Below are 18,194 nucleotides of genomic sequence, written 5' to 3'. Positions count from 1 at the left end.
AGTTACCGCACCTTCAGCGTCGCCAGGCCAATCAGCACCAGCATCAGCGAAATAATCCAGAAGCGCACGATCACGCGTGGTTCCGGCCAGCCTTTCAATTCATAGTGGTGGTGAATCGGCGCCATGCGGAAAATACGTTGCCCGCGCAGCTTGAACGACCCCACCTGCAAAATCACCGACAGCGTTTCAACCACGAACACGCCGCCCATAATCAACAGTAAAAACTCTTGGCGCAGCAGCACCGCAATGGTGCCCAACGCGCCGCCCAGCGCCAACGAACCCACGTCGCCCATGAAGACCTGGGCCGGATAGGTGTTGAACCACAAAAAGCCCAGACCGGCGCCGACAATGGCGGTACAGACGATCACCAGTTCGCCGGCGTGACGCAGATACGGAATATGCAGGTAGTTGGCGAAATTCATGTTACCGGTCGCCCAGGCTACCAGTGCAAAACCGGCGGCCACGAACACCGTCGGCATAATCGCCAGGCCGTCCAGCCCGTCGGTCAGGTTGACCGCGTTGCTGGTCCCCACGATGACAAAGTAAGCCAGCAGCACGTACAACAGGCCAAGCTGAGGCATGATGTCCTTAAAGAACGGCACAACCAGCTCGGTGGCTGGCGTATCTTTACCTACGGCATACATGGCGAAAGCAACCACCAGCGCAATCACCGACTGCCAGAAGTATTTCCAGCGGGCGATCAGCCCTTTGGTGTCTTTGCGCACCACCTTGCGGTAGTCGTCAACGAAACCGACGATGCCGTAACCCACCAGCACGAACAGTACGCACCAAACATAAGGGTTGGACGGATAGGCCCACATCAGCACCGAAACGGTAATGGAGGTCAGGATCATGATGCCGCCCATCGTCGGCGTGCCGCGCTTGCTGAAATGCGACTCTGGACCGTCGTTACGCACCACCTGGCCGAAGGACATCTCCTGCAGGCGTTTGATCACCCGCGGCCCCATCCACAAGGAGAGGAACAGCGCGGTCAGCAGGCTGACAATGGCTCGGAACGTCAGGTAGGAAAAGACGTTGAAGCCGGAATAATATTTGACCAAATGCTCGGCCAGCCAAACTAACATGGTGCTTTCTCCTGTAACGCGCGTACTACCTGCTCCATTGCGGCACTACGTGAACCCTTGATTAACACGGTAATTACCGCATGTTCCGACAGTAATTCCGCCACGCGCGCGATCACTGCTGCCTTATCCTGAAAATGTTCGCCGTTACCGGAGGCGGCAATCAGCGTTTGGCTCAATGGCCCCACGCCCAGCACCTTATCGACTCCCGCCAGCCGAGCCGCTTCGCCCACCTGACGGTGACACTCTTCGGCTTCCGCCCCCAGCTCTGCCATGTCGCCCACCACCATCACGCGGTAGCCCGGCATTTCCGCCAGTACCTGCGCAGCGGCCGTCATTGAGCCAACGTTGGCGTTGTAGCTGTCATCCAACAGCAGCTTGCCGGCAGACAGGGCAATCGGGAACAAACGTCCCGGTACCGCCTGCAGTTGCTTGAGCCCCTGACGCACGGCCTCGAGCGATGCACCGGCCGACATTGCCAGTGCCGTTGCCGCCAACGCGTTGGCGACGTTATGACGCCCCGGAAGGGGCAGAGCGATAGGTGCAGTGCCGAACGGGCTGTGCAGCGTAAACTGTGTGCCTTCACCGTTGACTTGTACATCGCTGGCGAAGAAATCGACGCCTTCTGCCGCCTGCGGAGAGAATCGCCAAACGGTTTTCCCCTCCAGCATGCTCTGCCAATGCGGCCAATCGTTGTTGTCGGCGTTGATGATCGCCACGCCGTCAGCCGGCAAGCCGGTAAAAATTTCGCCCTTCGCCTGGGCAACACCGGCCAAAGAACCAAAGCCTTCCAGGTGAGCGGCCGCCAGGTTATTTACCAGGGCGGTCTGCGGACAAGTTAATGCGGTGGTATAAGCGATTTCGCCAATGTGGTTAGCGCCCAGCTCAATCACCGCAAAGTCGTGCTGCGGCTGCAAACGCAGCAGCGTCAAAGGCACGCCGATGTCATTATTGAAATTGCCGGCGGTATAAAGCACTTCGCCGCACTCACGCAGGATAGCGGCGGCCATTTCTTTCACCGAAGTCTTGCCCGATGAGCCGGTTAACGCCACGACTCGGGCAGGTACCTGCTTGCGTACCCAGGCAGCAAGTTGGCCTAACGCCAGACGGGTGTCTTTCACCACCAGTTGCGGAACATCCACCAATAAGCGCTTACTTACCAGCAGCGCCCCGGCGCCTGCGGCTACTGCATCAACAGCAAAATCGTGAGCGTCGAAACGCTCACCTTTCAATGCCACAAACAGGCAACCAGCGGTTACCTGACGGGTATCTGTCGTCACCTCAACGATTTGGCAATCGGCGCCGATCAGTTCAGCACTCAATACGTCGGCCAGTGCCTGAAGGGAGACAGGGATCATGCTACTACCCCCAGCAAACGCGCGACGGTGGTGCGATCGGAGTAATCCAGACGGCGATTCCCCACCAGTTGGTAATCCTCGTGACCCTTACCGGCCACCAGCACCACGTCTTGTTCTTTTGCCTGCATGATGGCGCTGGTTACGGCTTCCGCACGACCGTGGATCACCAGAGCGCGTCCGGCATCCAGCAAGCCAGTCAGGATATCGGCGATGATCGCCTGCGGTTCTTCGGTACGAGGGTTATCGTCGGTAACAACGACGCGATCGGCGAACTGTTCGGCGATGCCGCCCATCAGTGGACGCTTGCCCTTGTCGCGATCGCCGCCGCAGCCAAACACGCACCATAACTGCCCCTGGCAGTGCAGGCGCGCGGCTTCCAAAGCTTTTTCCAGCGCATCCGGGGTGTGGGCGTAATCGACCACCACCGTCGGTTTACCCGGCGCGTTGAAAACTTCCATGCGGCCACACACGGGTTGCAGTTGATTACCGGTGGCCACCAGTTCATCCAGTGGATACCCCAACGATAGCAGGGTCGCCAACGCCAACAGCAAGTTACTGACGTTAAACGCCCCCATCAGGCGGCTTTCAATCTCACCATCGCCCCAGCTTGAGCTGAAGCGAATAGTGGCGCCGTTATCGTGATAGTTAACCGCGGTGGTTTTCAGCCAGCGACCGTGACAGCCAGGCTGCAGGTTGTCCTGCATGGTGACAGCAACCGCATCCGGCAATTGGCTCAGCCAGCGCTGACCGACTTCGTCATCGGCATTGATAATCGCCTGGCCCACTTCGTGACTGGCGAACAGCGACCACTTGGCCGCTTCGTAATTGGCCATATCACCGTGGTAGTCCAGATGATCGCGGCTCAGGTTGGTAAACACCGCAGCGGCAAACGGCAGCGCCGCCACGCGGTTTTGCACCAGGCCGTGGGAGGAAACTTCCATCGCAGCGAAGGTGGCGCCGCGATCGACCAGCTCGTTTAATACGTGTTGAACATCTACCGCAGAGCCGGTGGTATTCTCTGTTGGGCAAACCTGGCCCAGCAAACCATTGCCGACGGTGCCCATTACGGCGCTGGTTTCACCCAGCAGTTGGCCCCACTGCGCCAGCAGCTGAGTCGTGGTGGTTTTGCCGTTGGTACCCGTAACGCCGACCAGACGCAGACGTTCCGCAGGTTCATGGTAAAAACGCCCGGCCAGTGCGGAAAGGCGTTGGTTGAGCTGGCTCAGGTAAATCACCGGCACGCCGTGCATTTGGGTGATAGCGCCGTCTTCGGCCTGGCCTTCAGCTTCGGCAATCACAGCGGCAACGCCCTGCGCGATGGCCTGCGGAATATAGCGGCGTCCATCCGTTTGATGGCCGACAACGGCGACAAACAGATCCCCGGCAGCCGCAATACGGCTGTCTAATGTCATTTCCCGCAGCGCGCGCCCGGGAGCCGTTGGCACCCACGGAGCGAGTAAATCGCGCAAATTACGATCTGCCACCTGAACCCTCTTTTCTGTTAGTTACAAAATCGCTTTTCTCAACGGTAGGCAACGCGTCCGGTTCAACGTTCATGGTGCGCAATACGCCGCCCATGATGGCGCCAAACACCGGTGCGGAGATCGCACCACCGTAGTATTTCCCACCCTGCGGGTCGTTGATTACCACCACCAGAGCAAAACGAGGATTACTGGCCGGCGCCACGCCGGCGGTATAAGCGATGTATCTGTTGACGTATTTGCCGTCCGGGCCCACTTTTTTGGCAGTACCGGTTTTGATGGCAATGCGGTAGCCCTTGATGGCCGCCTTCACCCCACCGCCGCCCGGCAAGGCAACGCTTTCCATCATGTGCACAACGGTGCGCACCACAGGTTCGGGGAAGACGCGCTCACCGGCAACCGGTGGGTCAACTTTGGTAATCGACAGCGGGCGATAAACGCCCAGACTGCCGATCGTTGCGTAGACTCGCGCTAACTGTAACGGGGTTACCATTAGCCCATAGCCGAAAGAGAAGGTGGCCCTCTCTATGTCAGACCACCGTTGTTTTTTTGGGTATATGCCACTGCTTTCTCCGACCAGCCCCAAATTGGTCGCTTTTCCCAATCCAAAACGAGAGTAAGTATCTACTAACGCTGAGGACGGCATCGATAACGCCAGCCGTGAAACGCCGACGTTACTCGACTTCTGCAAGATCCCGGTCAGGGAAAGTTCCGCGTAACGCGCAACGTCCCTGATTTCCTTGCCGTTGATACGGTAAGGGACGGTATTCAGCACGCTGTTTTCTTTCACAATGCCGTGCTGCAATGCCGTCATGACCACCATAGGTTTTACGGTGGAACCAGGCTCAAAAATATCGGTGATAGCACGGTTACGCATGGTTTCTTTCGGCGTACCGGCCATATTGTTCGGGTTGTAAGACGGGCTGTTGGCCATCGCCAACACTTCGCCGGTATTCACATCCACCAGCACCGCAGTACCGGATTCAGCCTTGTTGAAGGCCACGGCGTTGTTGAGTTCGCGGTAAACCAATGCCTGCAGACGCTCATCGACGCTCAGCACCAGGTTATGCGCCGCCTGACTGTCCACCGAAGAAATATCCTCGATGACCCGGCCAAAGCGGTCTTTACGCACGGTTCTCTCGCCCGGTTGCCCGGTCAGCCAGCGGTCAAAGCTCTTCTCGACGCCTTCAATCCCCTGACCGTCAATGTTGGTCACGCCAATGATGTGCGAAGTCACCTGGCCGGAAGGATAGTAGCGACGGGATTCCTGACGCAGGTAAATACCCGGCAGTTTCAACTTGCGAATGTAGTCGCCGATCGCCGGATTCACCTGGCGCGCCAGATAGACAAAGCGCCCTTTAGGGTTGGCGTTGATGCGGGTAGAAAGCTGATCCAGCGGAACATTCAGCGCATCGGATAACGCTTTCCAGCGGCTATCCAGCGTGATACCACCGCGCTCATTCAGCTCTTTCGGATCCGCCCAGATTGCATTCACCGGCACACTTACCGCCAGCGGCCGACCTGAACGATCGCTGATCATGCCGCGCGCAGTCGGTACTTCCTGCACGCGCAGTGAACGCATGTCGCCTTCTTTCACCAGCCGGTCGGGGTTAATCACCTGCAGATAAGCCACCCGCAGCATCAACCCTACCAACGCCAGCAAAATACAGCCGCACAGCAACGCAAAACGCCAGCTTACAAAGCTGGCCTGATCTTCCTGGCGTTTCAACTTACCGGGGCGTGCTGCTTTCATGCGTTCCCTTTCTACTCCGTGTAATGATTTCAGTTAAACCATTCATTGTTTAACGATGATATTTTCCTGAGATGGATCAACATGTTGCATCTGCAGTTTTTCCGTTGCGATGCGTTCTACCCGACTGTGATCCCCAAGGGCATTCTCTTCAAGAATCAGGTTGCGCCACTCAATGTCCAGGGCGTCTCTCTCAAGAACCAACTGCTCGCGCTCGGCAGTCAGCAAGCGGGTGCGGTGCGCGGTGGTCACGACGAAAACCGCAGACACCAACGAAGCAATCAGCAAAATCAGTGGGATCTTGGCGTTACGCAGCAAATCGCCGCCAATCACGCCGACCAGACCGTGGCGTTCGTTGCCAATCACACCGGCATCCTCTCGGCAATACGCAACACTGAGCTACGTGCACGTGGGTTTTCCGCCACCTCAGCATCCCCAGGCATCATCTTGCCCAGCGCTTTCAGCGTGCGTCCGCCCATACTGCGCAGTTGCTCTTCCGTCAGCGGGATACCGGCGGGCACCTGAGCGCCGCGGCTATGGTGACGCATGAAGCGTTTAACAATGCGGTCTTCCAGCGAGTGGAAACTGATGATCGACAGACGGCCCTGCGGGGCCAGCACTTCCAGCGCGCCGTCCAGCGCACGTTCGATCTCTTCCAATTCGCTGTTGATGTAGATACGGATCGCCTGGAAGCTGCGGGTTGCCGGGTGCTTGTGCTTATCCCGGAACGGACTGGCGTTAGCGATCAAGTCCGCCAGCTCTTTGGTACGGGTCATCGGCTCGACGAGATTTCTTTCTACGATGGCGCGAGCGATACGCTTGGCAAAACGCTCTTCGCCGAAGGTTTTCAGCACCCAGGCGATATCGTCTGCTTCCGCTTTCATCAGCCACTCGGAGGCTGACTGACCGCTTGAGGAGTCCATGCGCATGTCCAGTGGACCGTCCCGCATGAAGGAGAAACCGCGTTCCGCGTCATCCAACTGCGGTGAAGAAACCCCCAGATCGAGCAAGATGCCATCAATCTTCCCTACTAATTCGCGTTCCCGCACATAGTGCGACAACTCTGAAAATGGGCCGTGTACGATGCTAAAACGAGGGTCATCAATAGACTTGGCGGCTGCAATCGCCTGTGGGTCGCGGTCAATTGCCAACAAACGTCCTTCCGGCCCAAGCTGGGACAGAATCAGACGCGAATGGCCACCGCGGCCAAAAGTACCGTCGATATAGATGCCGTTACTGCGAATGTTGAGGCCGTTAACCGCCTCATCCAACAGTACGGTAGTGTGTTTATAGTTTTCCAACATGCTTATAGCGACAAGTCCTGTAGCCGCTCAGACAACGGTTCCTGAGTCGACTGTTCTGCGTCAATATCATCCTTGACTTGTTGATACCAGGTCTGTTCATCCCACAGTTCAAACTTGTTGAACTGCCCGACCAGCATCACTTCTTTGGTAAGCCCGGCGTGTTGACGTAGCGTAGTGGCTAACAGCAAACGGCCGGCGCTGTCCATCTGACACTCACTGGCATGACCCAACAGCAGGCGCTGAACGCGACGCTCGGCGGGATTCATACTCGACAGACGGGATAACTTTTGTTCAATAACTTCCCATTCGGGCAGTGGGTAGAGCAGCAGGCAGGGCTGGTGGAGGTCAATGGTGCAAACCATTTGGCCTTGCGATTGCTCGTTCAGCAAATCCCGATATCGGGTGGGTACGGCAAGCCGCCCTTTGCTGTCGAGGTTAACCATCGTTGCTCCACGGAACATACCTGAGTTACCCCTTCACGACCGTTTTCACCACTTTACCCCACAAATTCCCACATAATGGAGTTTACGGAGGGTATGAAAACCTTGTCAAGCCAGAGCGCCAGCGCTTTGGCAATATTTCTTCGGTCATTTTGGGAGCTGACTCGCGAAAGGAACGCTATTTATTAGATGATTAAAAATTAACATCATGATAAACGGGGAGAATTTTCTAAGCGGAAAGAACCTGATTAAAAACCTGACAAATTGGCGATTAATTAAGTCAATACTTCCTTCTGCAATCGATGTCTCATTTTTCAGCTCGGCAATCACATCGCAGTAACCGAGCGCGAGCCGCGCCAGACAAGGCTCGGCGTTAACTCGCCCTACAAACGAAATACGGCGTAAGCCATTGAGTTAATAACGTACAACGGTTATTCATCCTCAAGTCGGCCGCTATTTTACTTCAATTAAAGTGCCGCTGATAAGCCAGATGGAAAAATAAATTACTCGGATATTACGAGGCGAGTTAATTTCGATTCAAATCAATTTAGTAAGATTACTCCCAAAATACCTGTTTACAATTATGGTTTCATTTCCTTACATGTTTAATGACCACAATTTTTACTGTGGAAAACAGCTTTATCGCCAAAAATTATGCAACTCATTGTTTTAATTGAATAGTTAGGAATAGTCCATTTTTAATCCCTTCGCGCCACATTCTGCCGTCTGTCCTCAGCACAAAAACCACCCAACGCCGCCAAATAAAAATATTAAGCTACTTATCCAACACCAACTGGCAATGTAAACTACAAATGAAAGAAAAAACCAGAATTAACAACCATAAAAAATAAACTTAACAGAACATTAACCAATATTCCGGAGATTGCACCATGCTCTCGCCTGCCACTCACTGGCGCAGTGCCGCCGCCGATACCTTTGCTCTGGTGGTGTATTGCTTTATCGCCGGTATGGCGATAGAAATTCTGGTCTCCGGCATGAGCTTTCAACAGTCGCTCTCGTCCCGCTTGCTGTCGATTCCGGTGAATATCCTGATCGCCTGGCCCTATGGGCGCTATCGGGACCTGTTCATCCGCATCGCCAGGCGTGCCGATCGATACCCCTTTTTATTGCGTAACCTTGCCGATCTGCTGGCCTATGTCAGTTTCCAATCGCCGGTTTATGCCGCGATCCTGTGGAGCGTCGGTGCCAACGGGCAGCAGATCATAACGGCCGTGGCCAGCAATGCTGTGGTATCGATGGCGATGGGTGTGGTGTACGGATATTTTCTCGAATACTGCAGAAGGCTGTTCAGGGTAACAGGCTACGTATAACGGGGAGTTTGAAACAGGAGCGCAGCTAAGCGCCCCTGCTATAGGATTATTTTCGGCTCAGACTGCCGCGGCGGAACAGATTGCGGCGAATGCGCGTCAGACCCGGTTTAGGTTTACGCGGCTCATCCAGACTGGCCAGCACCAGCTCCAATACGCGTTCGGCCACGTCACGGTGACGCTGCGCAACCGCCAGCACCGGGCACTCAAGGAAGTCCAGCAGCTCATGATCGCCGAAGGTGGCGATCGCCAGATCGGTCGGCAAGCGGCCACGCTGCTTCAAGGTCACGTCCATCACCCCTTGCAGCAAAGAGAATGAGGTAGTGAACAATGCCTGTGGCATCGGATGGGTTTTCAGCCATTCGGCAAACAGCACGCCCGCAGCCTCTCGCTCATAGCTATTGGCATACAGATAATCGACATGACGCTCGTCATCCTGCCAGGCCTGACGGAAGCCCTGTTCACGCAGGAAGCTGACGGAAAGCTCCGGCAACGCGCCCAGATACAGCACAGACTCAGCCGGGAAGGTACGCAGTTCCTGCGCCAGCGCGAAAGAATCCTCCTGGTCGGCACCCACCACGCTGATGAAATGCTCACGATCCAGCGCACGGTCCAGGGCAATAATCGGCAGCGGATCGTTGGCCCAACGCTGATAGAACGGATGCTCCGGCGGCAAAGCGGTGGAAACGATCAGCGCATCGACCTGACGTTGCAGCAGATGTTCGATGCAGCGCATTTCGTTATCAGGCTGATCTTCCGAACAGGCAATCAACAGCTGGTAGCCGCGTTGGCGCGCCTGACGCTCCAGATAGTTGGCAATCCGGGTGTAGCTGGTGTTTTCCAGATCCGGGATCACCAGACCGATAGAGCGCGTTCGCCCGGCGCGCAGCCCTGCCGCGACGGCATTTGGGTGATAGTTGTGCTCCCTGACCACGGCCATCACTTTCTCGACGGTTTTATCGCTGACACGATACTGCTTCGCCTTGCCGTTGATGACATAACTGGCCGTAGTGCGCGAAACGCCCGCGAGACGCGCGATTTCATCCAGTTTCACGTTAACCCCTTAATGACGCTGAAAATAGAAGTGAAAACCATGCCCGGATTAACCATCGCATCCTGTGCGGTTATTCAATCCAGCCTCTGCGATCTAACAGCAGAAAACTCTGCCTAGCAACCGCTTTTGCCGAAAGGTGCCAGCAAACGGGCAAAAAACGCCGAAAAACAAAGGGCGCAGCCTGGCCGCGCCCTCAGATTACGCCAATCTCACCCCTCAGCGCATGATTTTATCGCCGCGCGATACGCCGACCACGCCGGAACGCGCCACTTCAACAATTTCGGCCACTTCACGCACCGCACTCAGGAACGCATCCAGCTTATCGCTGGTGCCGGCCAGTTGAACGGTGTACAGCGTAGCGGTAACGTCAACGATCTGACCGCGGAAAATATCGGCACAACGCTTCACTTCCTCACGCCCGTAACCGCTGGCCTGCAGCTTCACCAACATAATTTCGCGCTCGACGTGTGCGCCCTGCACCAATTCGCTGACGCGGAGCACGTCCACCAGCTTATGCAATTGCTTTTCGATCTGCTCCAGCACCTTCTCATCGCCGACGGTTTGGATCGTCATACGCGACAGCGTAGGGTCGTCGGTCGGCGCGACCGTCAGGCTTTCGATGTTGTAACCGCGCTGAGAGAACAAACCCACCACACGCGATAACGCACCGGATTCGTTTTCCAGCAAGACAGATAAAATTCGGCGCATGATCAGGTCCTCTCCGTTTTGCTTAACCACATTTCGTCCATGCTTCCACCGCGGATCTGCATTGGGTAAACATGTTCGGTCTCATCGACGGTCACATCGACAAATACCAGGCGCTCTTTTTCGGCCAGCGCCTGCGCCAGTTTGCTTTCCAGTTCATCCGGCGTACGAATGGCGATACCCACATGACCGTAAGCCTCCGCCAGCTTGACGAAGTCCGGTAGGGAATCCATATAAGACTGGGAGTGACGACCAGAGTAGATCATGTCCTGCCACTGCTTCACCATCCCCAGATAGCGGTTATTAAGGTTCACTACGATCACCGGCAGGTTGTACTGCAATGCGGTGGAAAGCTCCTGGATATTCATCTGGATACTGCCGTCGCCGGTCACGCACACCACGGTTTCATCAGGCAATGCCAGCTTGACGCCCAGCGCGGCAGGCAAACCAAAGCCCATGGTGCCCAGCCCGCCAGAGTTGATCCAACGGCGTGGCTTGTCGAACGGGTAGTAGAGTGCAGCGAACATCTGGTGCTGGCCAACATCGGAGGTAACGTAAGCGTCGCCCTTGGTCAGCCGATGCAGGGTTTCAATCACGGCCTGCGGCTTGATAGTGCCGCTGTTCTTGTCGTAGCCCAGGCAGTCGCGCGCACGCCACTGTTCAATAGACTGCCACCAATCGCGCAGCGCATCGTGATCCTGCGTTTTGTCTTCCTGCGCCAACAATTCCAGCATCTGGGTCAACACCTGCTTGGCATCACCGACGATCGGGATATCGGCATCAACCGTCTTGGAGATTGAGGTAGGGTCGATATCGATATGCAGTACGGTGGCATCCGGGCAATATTTCGCCAGGTTGTTGGTGGTACGGTCGTCAAAGCGCACGCCGACGGCAAAGATCACGTCAGAGTGATGCATGGTTTTGTTGGCTTCGTAAGTCCCGTGCATACCGAGCATGCCGACGCTCTGGCGGTGCGTGCCGGGAAACGCGCCCAATCCCATCAGGGTGCAGGTAACCGGTAAATTCAGTTTTTCCGCCAGCTCCAGCAGTTCACCGTCACAGGCCGAATTAATCGCGCCGCCGCCGACGTACATAACGGGCTTCTTGGCCGAAAGGATAGTTTGCAATGCGCGTTTAATCTGCCCGCGGTGGCCCTGCACCGTCGGGTTATAAGAGCGCATGCTCACTTCCTGCGGGTAGGCATAAGGCATTCTTACTGCCGGGCCAACGATGTCTTTCGGTAGATCAATCACCACCGGGCCTGGGCGGCCGGTAGAAGCCAGGTAGAAGGCTTTCTTCAAAATACCGGGAATATCTTCGGTGCGCTTCACCAGGAAACTGTGTTTGACCACCGGGCGAGAAATCCCGACCATGTCGCACTCCTGGAAGGCATCGTAACCAATCAGCGAGCTGGGAACCTGCCCGGAAAGCACCACCATCGGGATGGAGTCCATATAGGCTGTCGCAATGCCGGTGATCGCGTTGGTCGCTCCCGGCCCTGAGGTCACCAGAACCACCCCGACTTCACCGGTGGCGCGCGCATAGCCATCGGCCATATGCACTGCGCCCTGCTCATGGCGCACCAATATGTGATCGATGCCTCCGACCGTATGCAGGGCATCGTAAATATCGAGTACCGCCCCGCCCGGATATCCGAATACGTGCTTAACGCCCTGATCGATCAACGATCGGACGACCATCTCGGCTCCTGACAACATCTCCATGGGTTTGCCTCCAGGCTTACTTATTCTTGTCTGGCGCCGGAACGTAGCGCCTGCTGTGGGGCATTGCCCCAAAGTTTTTGTGGATTGGTTCTAACTGATTAACATAACGTCAGAATATTGGGCAGGCAAACAGCAAAAAGGCTTGGTAATGGAATGGTTATTGCCAAGCGGCTGGAGATCTGGGGTTTACAGAAACAATGCACTAGCCGCCAGCGGCTCGGGCTAGGCATTGTTTCAATCAGGCGAGGAATTACAGAACTATATCAGGCAAGAATTATGCTGTTTTTTTAGCCGAACAATCCGTCCGGCGACAATCGCTGATCTAATCCTGGTACATGGAGTCAATTTCACGCTGATAGCGCTGTGAAATGACCTTACGACGTAGCTTCAACGTTGGCGTCAGCTCGCCCAACTCCATCGAGAAGGCGGCAGGCAACAAGGTAAATCTTTTTACCTGTTCAAAGCGCGCCAGCTCTTTTTGCATCTCACGCAGGCGGCTTTCAAACATTTCCAGAATATGGCTGTGACGCAACAGCTCGATCCGATCCTGATACTTCAGATTGATGGATTTCGCATACTCCTCCAGAGATTCAAAGCTGGGCACGATCAGGGCGGAAACGAATTTACGCGCATCGGCGATGATCGCCACCTGCTCGATAAAGCGATCCTGCGCCAGCGTGCCTTCCAACATCTGCGGAGCTATGTACTTGCCGCCAGAAGTTTTCATCAAATCCTTCAGGCGTTCGGTGATAAACAGGTTGCCGCCTTCATCCATGGCGCCGGCATCGCCGGTCTTCAACCAGCCATCCTCGGTAAAGGAGGCGGCGGTTTCCAGCGGTTTATTGAAATAGCCGCGCATCACCACCGGCCCACGCACCTGAATTTCATTCTCCTCGCCGATACGCACTTCAACCCCCGGCAAGGGCTTGCCAATCGAGCCAAAGCGGAAATTGCCCTCTTCCCAACAGGAGACGGTGGCGCAGGTTTCGGTCATGCCATAACCGTATTTGATGTTAACGCCCATCGCCTGGAAAAACAGGATGACATTGTCGTCCAGTTTGGCGCCCGCGGCCGGCAAGAAGCGTACACGCCCGCCGAGGATACCGCGCAGCTTGCTCAGCACCAGTTTATCGGCCCAGCGATGAGAAAGATCGAATAGCTTGCCCAATGGCTTACCGGCGCGCTCCTGCAGGAACTTGCGCTCACCGCAGACAATCGCCCAATGGAACAATGCCCGACGCAGCCAAGGCGCACGCGCGACCTTTTCATGCACTGCGCTGAAGATTTTTTCGTAAAAGCGCGGCACCGCGCACATCAGCGTCGGACGCACCGCCGCCATGGCTTCGCGCACCCAATCGGTATTCGGCAAGAACACGTTTTGCGCGCCAGAGTGCATGATGAAGAAGCTCCAGGCCCGTTCAAACACGTGTGACATCGGCAGGAAGCTGAGAGACACATCCTCTTCATTCACCGTCAACCGCTCATCATGCAGATAAAGCTGCGCAGCCAGGTTGCGATAATCCAGCATCACACCCTTGGGTTCGCCGGTGGTACCGGAGGTATAGATCAGCGTGAAGAGATCCCGCAGATCGCAATCGGCTATGCGTTGCTGCAATTGGGATGAGAACGCCGCTACGTCGACTTCACGTTCAAAGGTGCTCAGGTGTTGGGCAATCTCACAGCCATGCAGGTCGACGCTGTCATCAAATACAATAATGTGTCTCAACTGCGGACATACACCACGCAGCGCGATGGCGGCATCCAATTGAGCCTGCTCGCCGACAAACAGAATACGGATATCGGCGTCATTGATGATAAAGGCCGCCTGGGCCGGCGTGTTGGTGGCATACAGCGGCACGCTCACACCCCGTAATTGCAGAATGGCCAAATCCGCCAGCGACCAGGCCATGCAGTTATTGGCAAAAATCGCGATACGTTCCTGCACGTCGGCACCCAATGCCAACAGCGCACTGGCGATGAGATTGATATGCGTATCGACCTGCTTCCAGGTCATTTGGGTCTCCCCCTGGGGAGACCATTGGCGAAAAGCAGTGCGATCGGCACGGTGAGTAATTTGGTGCTGTATACGGTGAGTCAAATGGTATTGCAGCAGATTATTGATCATAGCGCTCTAAGCCTGAAATGAATCAAACAGTTAGCGTAGTGTGGGATAACCTCTCCTCACAACTCAGCTTACACGTGTTTACTTTTTTTCGCGCAGTCTACCTAGTCTATAGCGGCGGGAAAAGAGATTTCAGCGTAGAAGTGTGAGCCAAAACTCAGGTTGATTTCACCGCGTCTCACCGTTGGACAAAAAGGGGAGGAAAAGGTTTTATCCAGGCCACAAAATGCTAGACCGAAAGGCCCGACCCTGGAACAGAGATAAAAACCAAATATAAATAACATTTCAGTATATAATTTTATATCGATATTTTTTAATGAAACTATCTAACTTATTCTAAATGAACCAATCCAGAACGCTTAAATAAAGAAACCCCTTAGAGAACACCAAGATAATTCTTAATAAATCGCCAGTACATATTACCCCCCAATGGGACATTACCACCATGGGGGTAATAATAGACTGATTTACTCCGGCATATCAGACTGGCCAAGCTGGGCTTTCATCCATTGATGCCCCTTGTCGCGCTCTGCCGATTCATGCCAAGAGAGGTAGCAGGTAACTTTGTTTTCATTCCATGGCAATGGGACAAACTGCAATTGTAATGCTTCCGACTGTTGCCGTGCCAACCATGCCGGAACAATAGCAATCATGTGAGTATTGGAAACCATGTTCAATACGCTGTATAAATCTGTACATTGCTGAGCCACGAGGCGCTGCATTGCCTCTTCCATATAGTAAGGTTGGCTAAAAGAGTAAAAACTCTCCAGCGAAACTACAGCATGCTGCTCAGCCATAATCTGTTCAGGCGTAATATCTTTTTCAATTCTGGGATGTTTTCTTGCGGTAACCAACACTAACTCATCGTCAAAAATAGCCACACTTTTAAACTCTGTTGGATCAAAGCGGGCATAACCAATCACAAATTCGACTTCCTGATAGCGTAATTGATTGTCGATATTATTGCTTATATAGGATTTGATTTTTAAGTGAGTTTGCGGGGCAATTTTCTTCAAATGATTGATTATTCCGGCACCCAGTCGCAGATCAAGCGGGCTGGAGATGGCGATGGAGAAAACGCGTTCACTGGTGAAGGGTTCGAACTCCGCGCCCGGCAGCTCATTTTGCACCAACTGCAAAGCCTGTCTGACGGGCCCAAACAGCTGACGAGCTCGCGCCGTCGGTTGAATACCGCGTCCACAGCGCACGAACAGCTCGTCGTTAAACATCAATTTCAACCGCGCGACCGCATTGCTGACTGCCGGTTGTGACATTCCCAAAAAGGCCGCCGCCCGGGTAATGTTTTGCATCTGCATCACGGCATCGAATACGGTGAGCAAGTTCAGGTCGACACTGCGCAAATGAATATCAGCGGCATCCTTATCAATAATAATTTCTGAATTACATTCCGACATATCCCACTCCACTAAGTCCTGTGTAGATAATTCACCAGGCATAATTAAAACAACAAAATTGTGGTATTAATCACACCGAGAAGAATTAGTTATCTCTCGCCCCATTCATTTAAAATCGGGCTAAAGCATCGTCCTGTTTATAAGCATGGTTAAAAGCCAAAATCCGGTTTGCAACAGCTTTATCATTCACCTCCCGGTAGAAATCCGGCAATTGTTATTTTTAATAACCTACAGTAACAAATCATTATCCATCTTCCTCTGATAAACCGCATTAAAAACACATCACCCAATCAAACAACCGTTACTTACCGGCCACTTTAGTCTTATGGCTAATTCACAAAAAACATAAACCACTGCAAAGCATTGATACCAGCAATACAAAAACACCACCTTCAATTCTGGCTAGCACGGCTCCCGTTGTTTTGCATCTTTAATTTTAACGCACTGTCCCTCAGAAGCAATTGCGAGGATATATATTCATTTCGTTTATGCTAACTGGGCCGCAAACCCGCCCTCAACTTTTCTCTGACAATGTCATTTTTCTCCGAACTATCGTCTGTTTCTCAGGGTGCGCTAATCGAGCTCTAAAGGAGTACCCTCATTTTCAATCAGATGTTGACATAGTTAAGCCAATAACGTATCAAATTAGGCAACGACATTATTTTAGAGAGTTGAACCGCCATGAACCACACTTACCGTCTACTAGGCCTACTACTTAACGCATCTTGTTTGCGCGGTATGCCGGTGGACGGAGTTCAGAGCTGATTCAGCCCACCCTCATAACAAACCCGCGCTACTGCGCGGGTTTTTTTTTACCCGCTTAGCGTGAAATAAACACGATAAGGAACCACCCGATGAGCCAACAAGTCATTATTTTCGATACAACTTTGCGTGATGGCGAGCAAGCGCTGCAGGCCAGCCTGAGCGTGAAAGAGAAGATTCAGATAGCGATGGCGCTGGAGAGAATGGGTGTCGACGTTATGGAAGTAGGCTTCCCTGTCTCCTCACCGGGTGATTTCGAATCCGTGCAAACCATCGCTCGCCAGATTAAAAACAGCCGTGTCTGTGGCCTGGCTCGTTGCGTAGATAAAGACATCGACGTCGCGGCCGAAGCATTGCGCGTCGCCGAAGCGTTCCGCATTCACGTGTTCCTGGCCACCTCGACCCTGCATATTGAATCAAAACTGAAGCGCTCGTTCGACGAAGTGCTGGAGATGGCAATACGCTCAGTGAAACGCGCCCGTAACTACACTGACGACGTAGAATTCTCCTGTGAAGACGCCGGCCGTACGCCAATCGATAACCTGTGTCGCGTGGTGGAAGCCGCTATCAATGCCGGCGCGACCACCATCAATATCCCGGACACCGTGGGCTACACCACCCCGAACCAGTTTGGCGGTATTATCACCACCCTGTATGACCGCGTACCGAATATCGATAAAGCCATTATCTCCGTCCACTGCCACGACGATCTGGGCATGGCGGTCGGCAACTCCATCGCCGCAGTACAGGCTGGCGCCCGCCAGGTTGAAGGGACCTTGAACGGTATCGGTGAACGCGCAGGCAACACCTCGCTGGAAGAAGTGATCATGGCGATCAAAGTGCGCCAGGACATCATGAACGTGCACACCAACATCAATCATCAGGAAATCTTCCGTACCAGCCAGATTGTCAGCCAGCTGTGCAACATGCCGATCCCGGCCAACAAAGCGATCGTCGGTTCCAATGCTTTCGCCCACTCCTCCGGTATTCACCAAGACGGCGTGCTGAAAAATCGCGAAAACTACGAAATCATGTCCCCGCAGACCATAGGTCTGAAGGATGTACAGTTGAACCTGACTTCCCGTTCCGGTCGCGCTGCGGTGAAACACCGTATGGAAGAGATGGGCTATAAGGAACAGGACTACAACCTGGACAATCTGTACGCCGCCTTCCTGAAGCTGGCCGACAAAAAAGGCCAGGTGTTCGATTACGACCTGGAAGCGCTGGCCTTCATTAATAAGCAGCAGGAAGAACCAGAGCACTTCAGCCTGGATTACTTCAGCGTGCAGTCAGGCAGCAGCATTATGGCCACCGCCTCAGTGAAACTGGTCTGCGGCGAAGAAGAGAAAGCCGAAGCGGCCACCGGCAATGGCCCGGTTGATGCGGTTTATCAGGCAATCAACCGTATTACCGGTTACCCGATCGAACTGGTGAAATATCAATTAACCGCCAAGGGTCAGGGGCGCGATGCGCTGGGCCAGGTTGATATCGTGGTGTCCTACAACGGCCGCCGCTTCCATGGCGTAGGTCTGGCGACCGACATCGTGGAATCCTCCGCCAAGGCGATGGTTCACGTACTGAATAATATTTGGCGCTCCCAGCAGGTAGAAAAAGAAAAGCAGCGTCTGCAGCAAAACAAACATCAAAATAATCAGGAAACGGTGTGAAC

Annotated in this window: 15 protein-coding genes; 3 read left to right on the top strand and 12 right to left on the bottom strand. The window is 54.1% G+C overall.

Annotated elements, in window-relative coordinates; all coding sequences use genetic code 11:
- Window positions 1-2: 2 nt before the first annotated feature.
- From mraY to mraZ, 7 genes are read right to left on the bottom strand one after another with little or no spacing between them, the layout of a single operon-like run.
- Entirely contained in the window at window positions 3-1,085 is a 1,083-nt protein-coding gene (gene mraY / locus AC1RKC_RS18075) for a phospho-N-acetylmuramoyl-pentapeptide-transferase (RefSeq protein ID WP_012005208.1), read from the bottom strand.
- A complete protein-coding gene (gene murF, locus AC1RKC_RS18070) occupies window positions 1,079-2,440 on the bottom strand; it encodes a UDP-N-acetylmuramoyl-tripeptide--D-alanyl-D-alanine ligase (RefSeq protein WP_129941536.1) in 1,362 nt (453 codons plus the stop codon). Before murF ends, mraY begins: the two co-directional genes overlap by 7 nt.
- Window positions 2,437-3,924 (bottom strand): UDP-N-acetylmuramoyl-L-alanyl-D-glutamate--2,6-diaminopimelate ligase, encoded by a 1,488-nt coding sequence (gene murE / locus AC1RKC_RS18065; RefSeq protein WP_020825206.1) that lies wholly within the window; start codon window positions 3,922-3,924, stop codon window positions 2,437-2,439. The genes murF and murE overlap by 4 nt, the downstream gene beginning before the upstream one ends.
- Window positions 3,911-5,674: a peptidoglycan glycosyltransferase FtsI gene (locus AC1RKC_RS18060; RefSeq protein ID WP_020825205.1), complete on the bottom strand. Its 1,764-nt coding sequence runs from the start codon at window positions 5,672-5,674 to the stop codon at window positions 3,911-3,913. The genes murE and AC1RKC_RS18060 overlap by 14 nt, the downstream gene beginning before the upstream one ends.
- Window positions 5,675-5,716: 42 nt before the next feature.
- Window positions 5,717-6,037 carry a cell division protein FtsL gene (gene ftsL, locus AC1RKC_RS18055; RefSeq protein WP_012005204.1) on the bottom strand — a complete coding sequence of 107 codons (321 nt, stop codon included), beginning with the start codon at window positions 6,035-6,037 and terminating at the stop codon, window positions 5,717-5,719.
- Window positions 6,034-6,975 (bottom strand): 16S rRNA (cytosine(1402)-N(4))-methyltransferase RsmH, encoded by a 942-nt coding sequence (gene rsmH, locus AC1RKC_RS18050; protein ID WP_020825204.1) that lies wholly within the window; start codon window positions 6,973-6,975, stop codon window positions 6,034-6,036. Before rsmH ends, ftsL begins: the two co-directional genes overlap by 4 nt.
- Window positions 6,976-6,977: 2 nt before the next feature.
- Window positions 6,978-7,436, bottom strand: coding sequence for a division/cell wall cluster transcriptional repressor MraZ (mraZ, locus tag AC1RKC_RS18045; RefSeq protein WP_041414198.1), 459 nt, complete (start codon window positions 7,434-7,436; stop codon window positions 6,978-6,980).
- 869 nt (window positions 7,437-8,305) lie between these two features.
- Between mraZ and AC1RKC_RS18040 the strand changes: the two genes are divergently transcribed.
- Window positions 8,306-8,746 (top strand): L-alanine exporter AlaE, encoded by a 441-nt coding sequence (locus tag AC1RKC_RS18040; protein ID WP_046374522.1) that lies wholly within the window; start codon window positions 8,306-8,308, stop codon window positions 8,744-8,746.
- Window positions 8,747-8,792: 46 nt separating this feature from the next.
- On the opposite strand, the gene cra is transcribed toward AC1RKC_RS18040, so the two are convergent.
- From cra to leuO, 5 genes are all read right to left on the bottom strand, one after another.
- Complete coding sequence (gene cra / locus AC1RKC_RS18035; RefSeq protein ID WP_020825201.1) at window positions 8,793-9,797, bottom strand: catabolite repressor/activator; 1,005 nt, start codon at window positions 9,795-9,797, stop codon at window positions 8,793-8,795.
- A gap of 216 nt (window positions 9,798-10,013) precedes the next feature.
- The gene (gene ilvN / locus AC1RKC_RS18030) at window positions 10,014-10,505 is read right to left on the bottom strand and encodes an acetolactate synthase small subunit (RefSeq protein WP_004932806.1); all 492 of its coding nucleotides are present in this window, start codon (window positions 10,503-10,505) and stop codon (window positions 10,014-10,016) included.
- A 2-nt stretch (window positions 10,506-10,507) separates the two neighbouring features.
- Window positions 10,508-12,226 (bottom strand): acetolactate synthase 3 large subunit, encoded by a 1,719-nt coding sequence (gene ilvI, locus AC1RKC_RS18025; protein WP_041414196.1) that lies wholly within the window; start codon window positions 12,224-12,226, stop codon window positions 10,508-10,510.
- Window positions 12,227-12,548: 322 nt separating this feature from the next.
- A complete protein-coding gene (locus AC1RKC_RS18020; RefSeq protein WP_493092664.1) occupies window positions 12,549-14,351 on the bottom strand; it encodes an AMP-dependent synthetase/ligase in 1,803 nt (600 codons plus the stop codon).
- 464 nt (window positions 14,352-14,815) lie between these two features.
- Window positions 14,816-15,763, bottom strand: a complete 948-nt coding sequence (leuO, locus tag AC1RKC_RS18015; RefSeq protein WP_046374525.1) for a transcriptional regulator LeuO — start codon at window positions 15,761-15,763, stop codon at window positions 14,816-14,818.
- 681 nt (window positions 15,764-16,444) lie between these two features.
- On the opposite strand from leuO, the gene leuL reads away from it, so the two are divergent.
- Both leuL and leuA read left to right on the top strand, forming a co-directional pair.
- A complete protein-coding gene (leuL, locus tag AC1RKC_RS18010) occupies window positions 16,445-16,528 on the top strand; it encodes a leu operon leader peptide (RefSeq protein ID WP_104410921.1) in 84 nt (27 codons plus the stop codon).
- 89 nt (window positions 16,529-16,617) lie between these two features.
- Window positions 16,618-18,192, top strand: a complete 1,575-nt coding sequence (gene leuA, locus AC1RKC_RS18005) for a 2-isopropylmalate synthase (protein ID WP_020825197.1) — start codon at window positions 16,618-16,620, stop codon at window positions 18,190-18,192.
- Window positions 18,193-18,194: the final 2 nt, after the last annotated feature.

The sequence above is a fragment of the Serratia sp. GW822-FHT06E05 genome (assembly GCF_058799445.1).
The sequence above is the reverse complement of the archived record's forward strand: the minus strand, read 5'-3'. Positions and strand labels throughout refer to the sequence as shown.

Bases quoted from the DNA above. Each gene is read 5' to 3' on its own strand.
- AC1RKC_RS18020 (WP_493092664.1), bottom strand. From the start codon at position 14,351: ATGATCAATAATCTGCTGCAATACCATTTGACTCACCGTATACAGCAC.
- ilvI (WP_041414196.1), bottom strand. From the start codon at position 12,226: ATGGAGATGTTGTCAGGAGCCGAGATGGTCGTCCGATCGTTGATCGAT.
- rsmH (WP_020825204.1), bottom strand. From the start codon at position 6,975: ATGTTGGAAAACTATAAACACACTACCGTACTGTTGGATGAGGCGGTT.
- leuL (WP_104410921.1), top strand. From the start codon at position 16,445: ATGAACCACACTTACCGTCTACTAGGCCTACTACTTAACGCATCTTGT.
- mraY (WP_012005208.1), bottom strand. From the start codon at position 1,085: ATGTTAGTTTGGCTGGCCGAGCATTTGGTCAAATATTATTCCGGCTTC.
- leuO (WP_046374525.1), bottom strand. From the start codon at position 15,763: ATGTCGGAATGTAATTCAGAAATTATTATTGATAAGGATGCCGCTGAT.
- murF (WP_129941536.1), bottom strand. From the start codon at position 2,440: ATGATCCCTGTCTCCCTTCAGGCACTGGCCGACGTATTGAGTGCTGAA.
- AC1RKC_RS18040 (WP_046374522.1), top strand. From the start codon at position 8,306: ATGCTCTCGCCTGCCACTCACTGGCGCAGTGCCGCCGCCGATACCTTT.
- mraZ (WP_041414198.1), bottom strand. From the start codon at position 7,436: ATGTTCCGTGGAGCAACGATGGTTAACCTCGACAGCAAAGGGCGGCTT.
- ilvN (WP_004932806.1), bottom strand. From the start codon at position 10,505: ATGCGCCGAATTTTATCTGTCTTGCTGGAAAACGAATCCGGTGCGTTA.
- AC1RKC_RS18060 (WP_020825205.1), bottom strand. From the start codon at position 5,674: ATGAAAGCAGCACGCCCCGGTAAGTTGAAACGCCAGGAAGATCAGGCC.
- leuA (WP_020825197.1), top strand. From the start codon at position 16,618: ATGAGCCAACAAGTCATTATTTTCGATACAACTTTGCGTGATGGCGAG.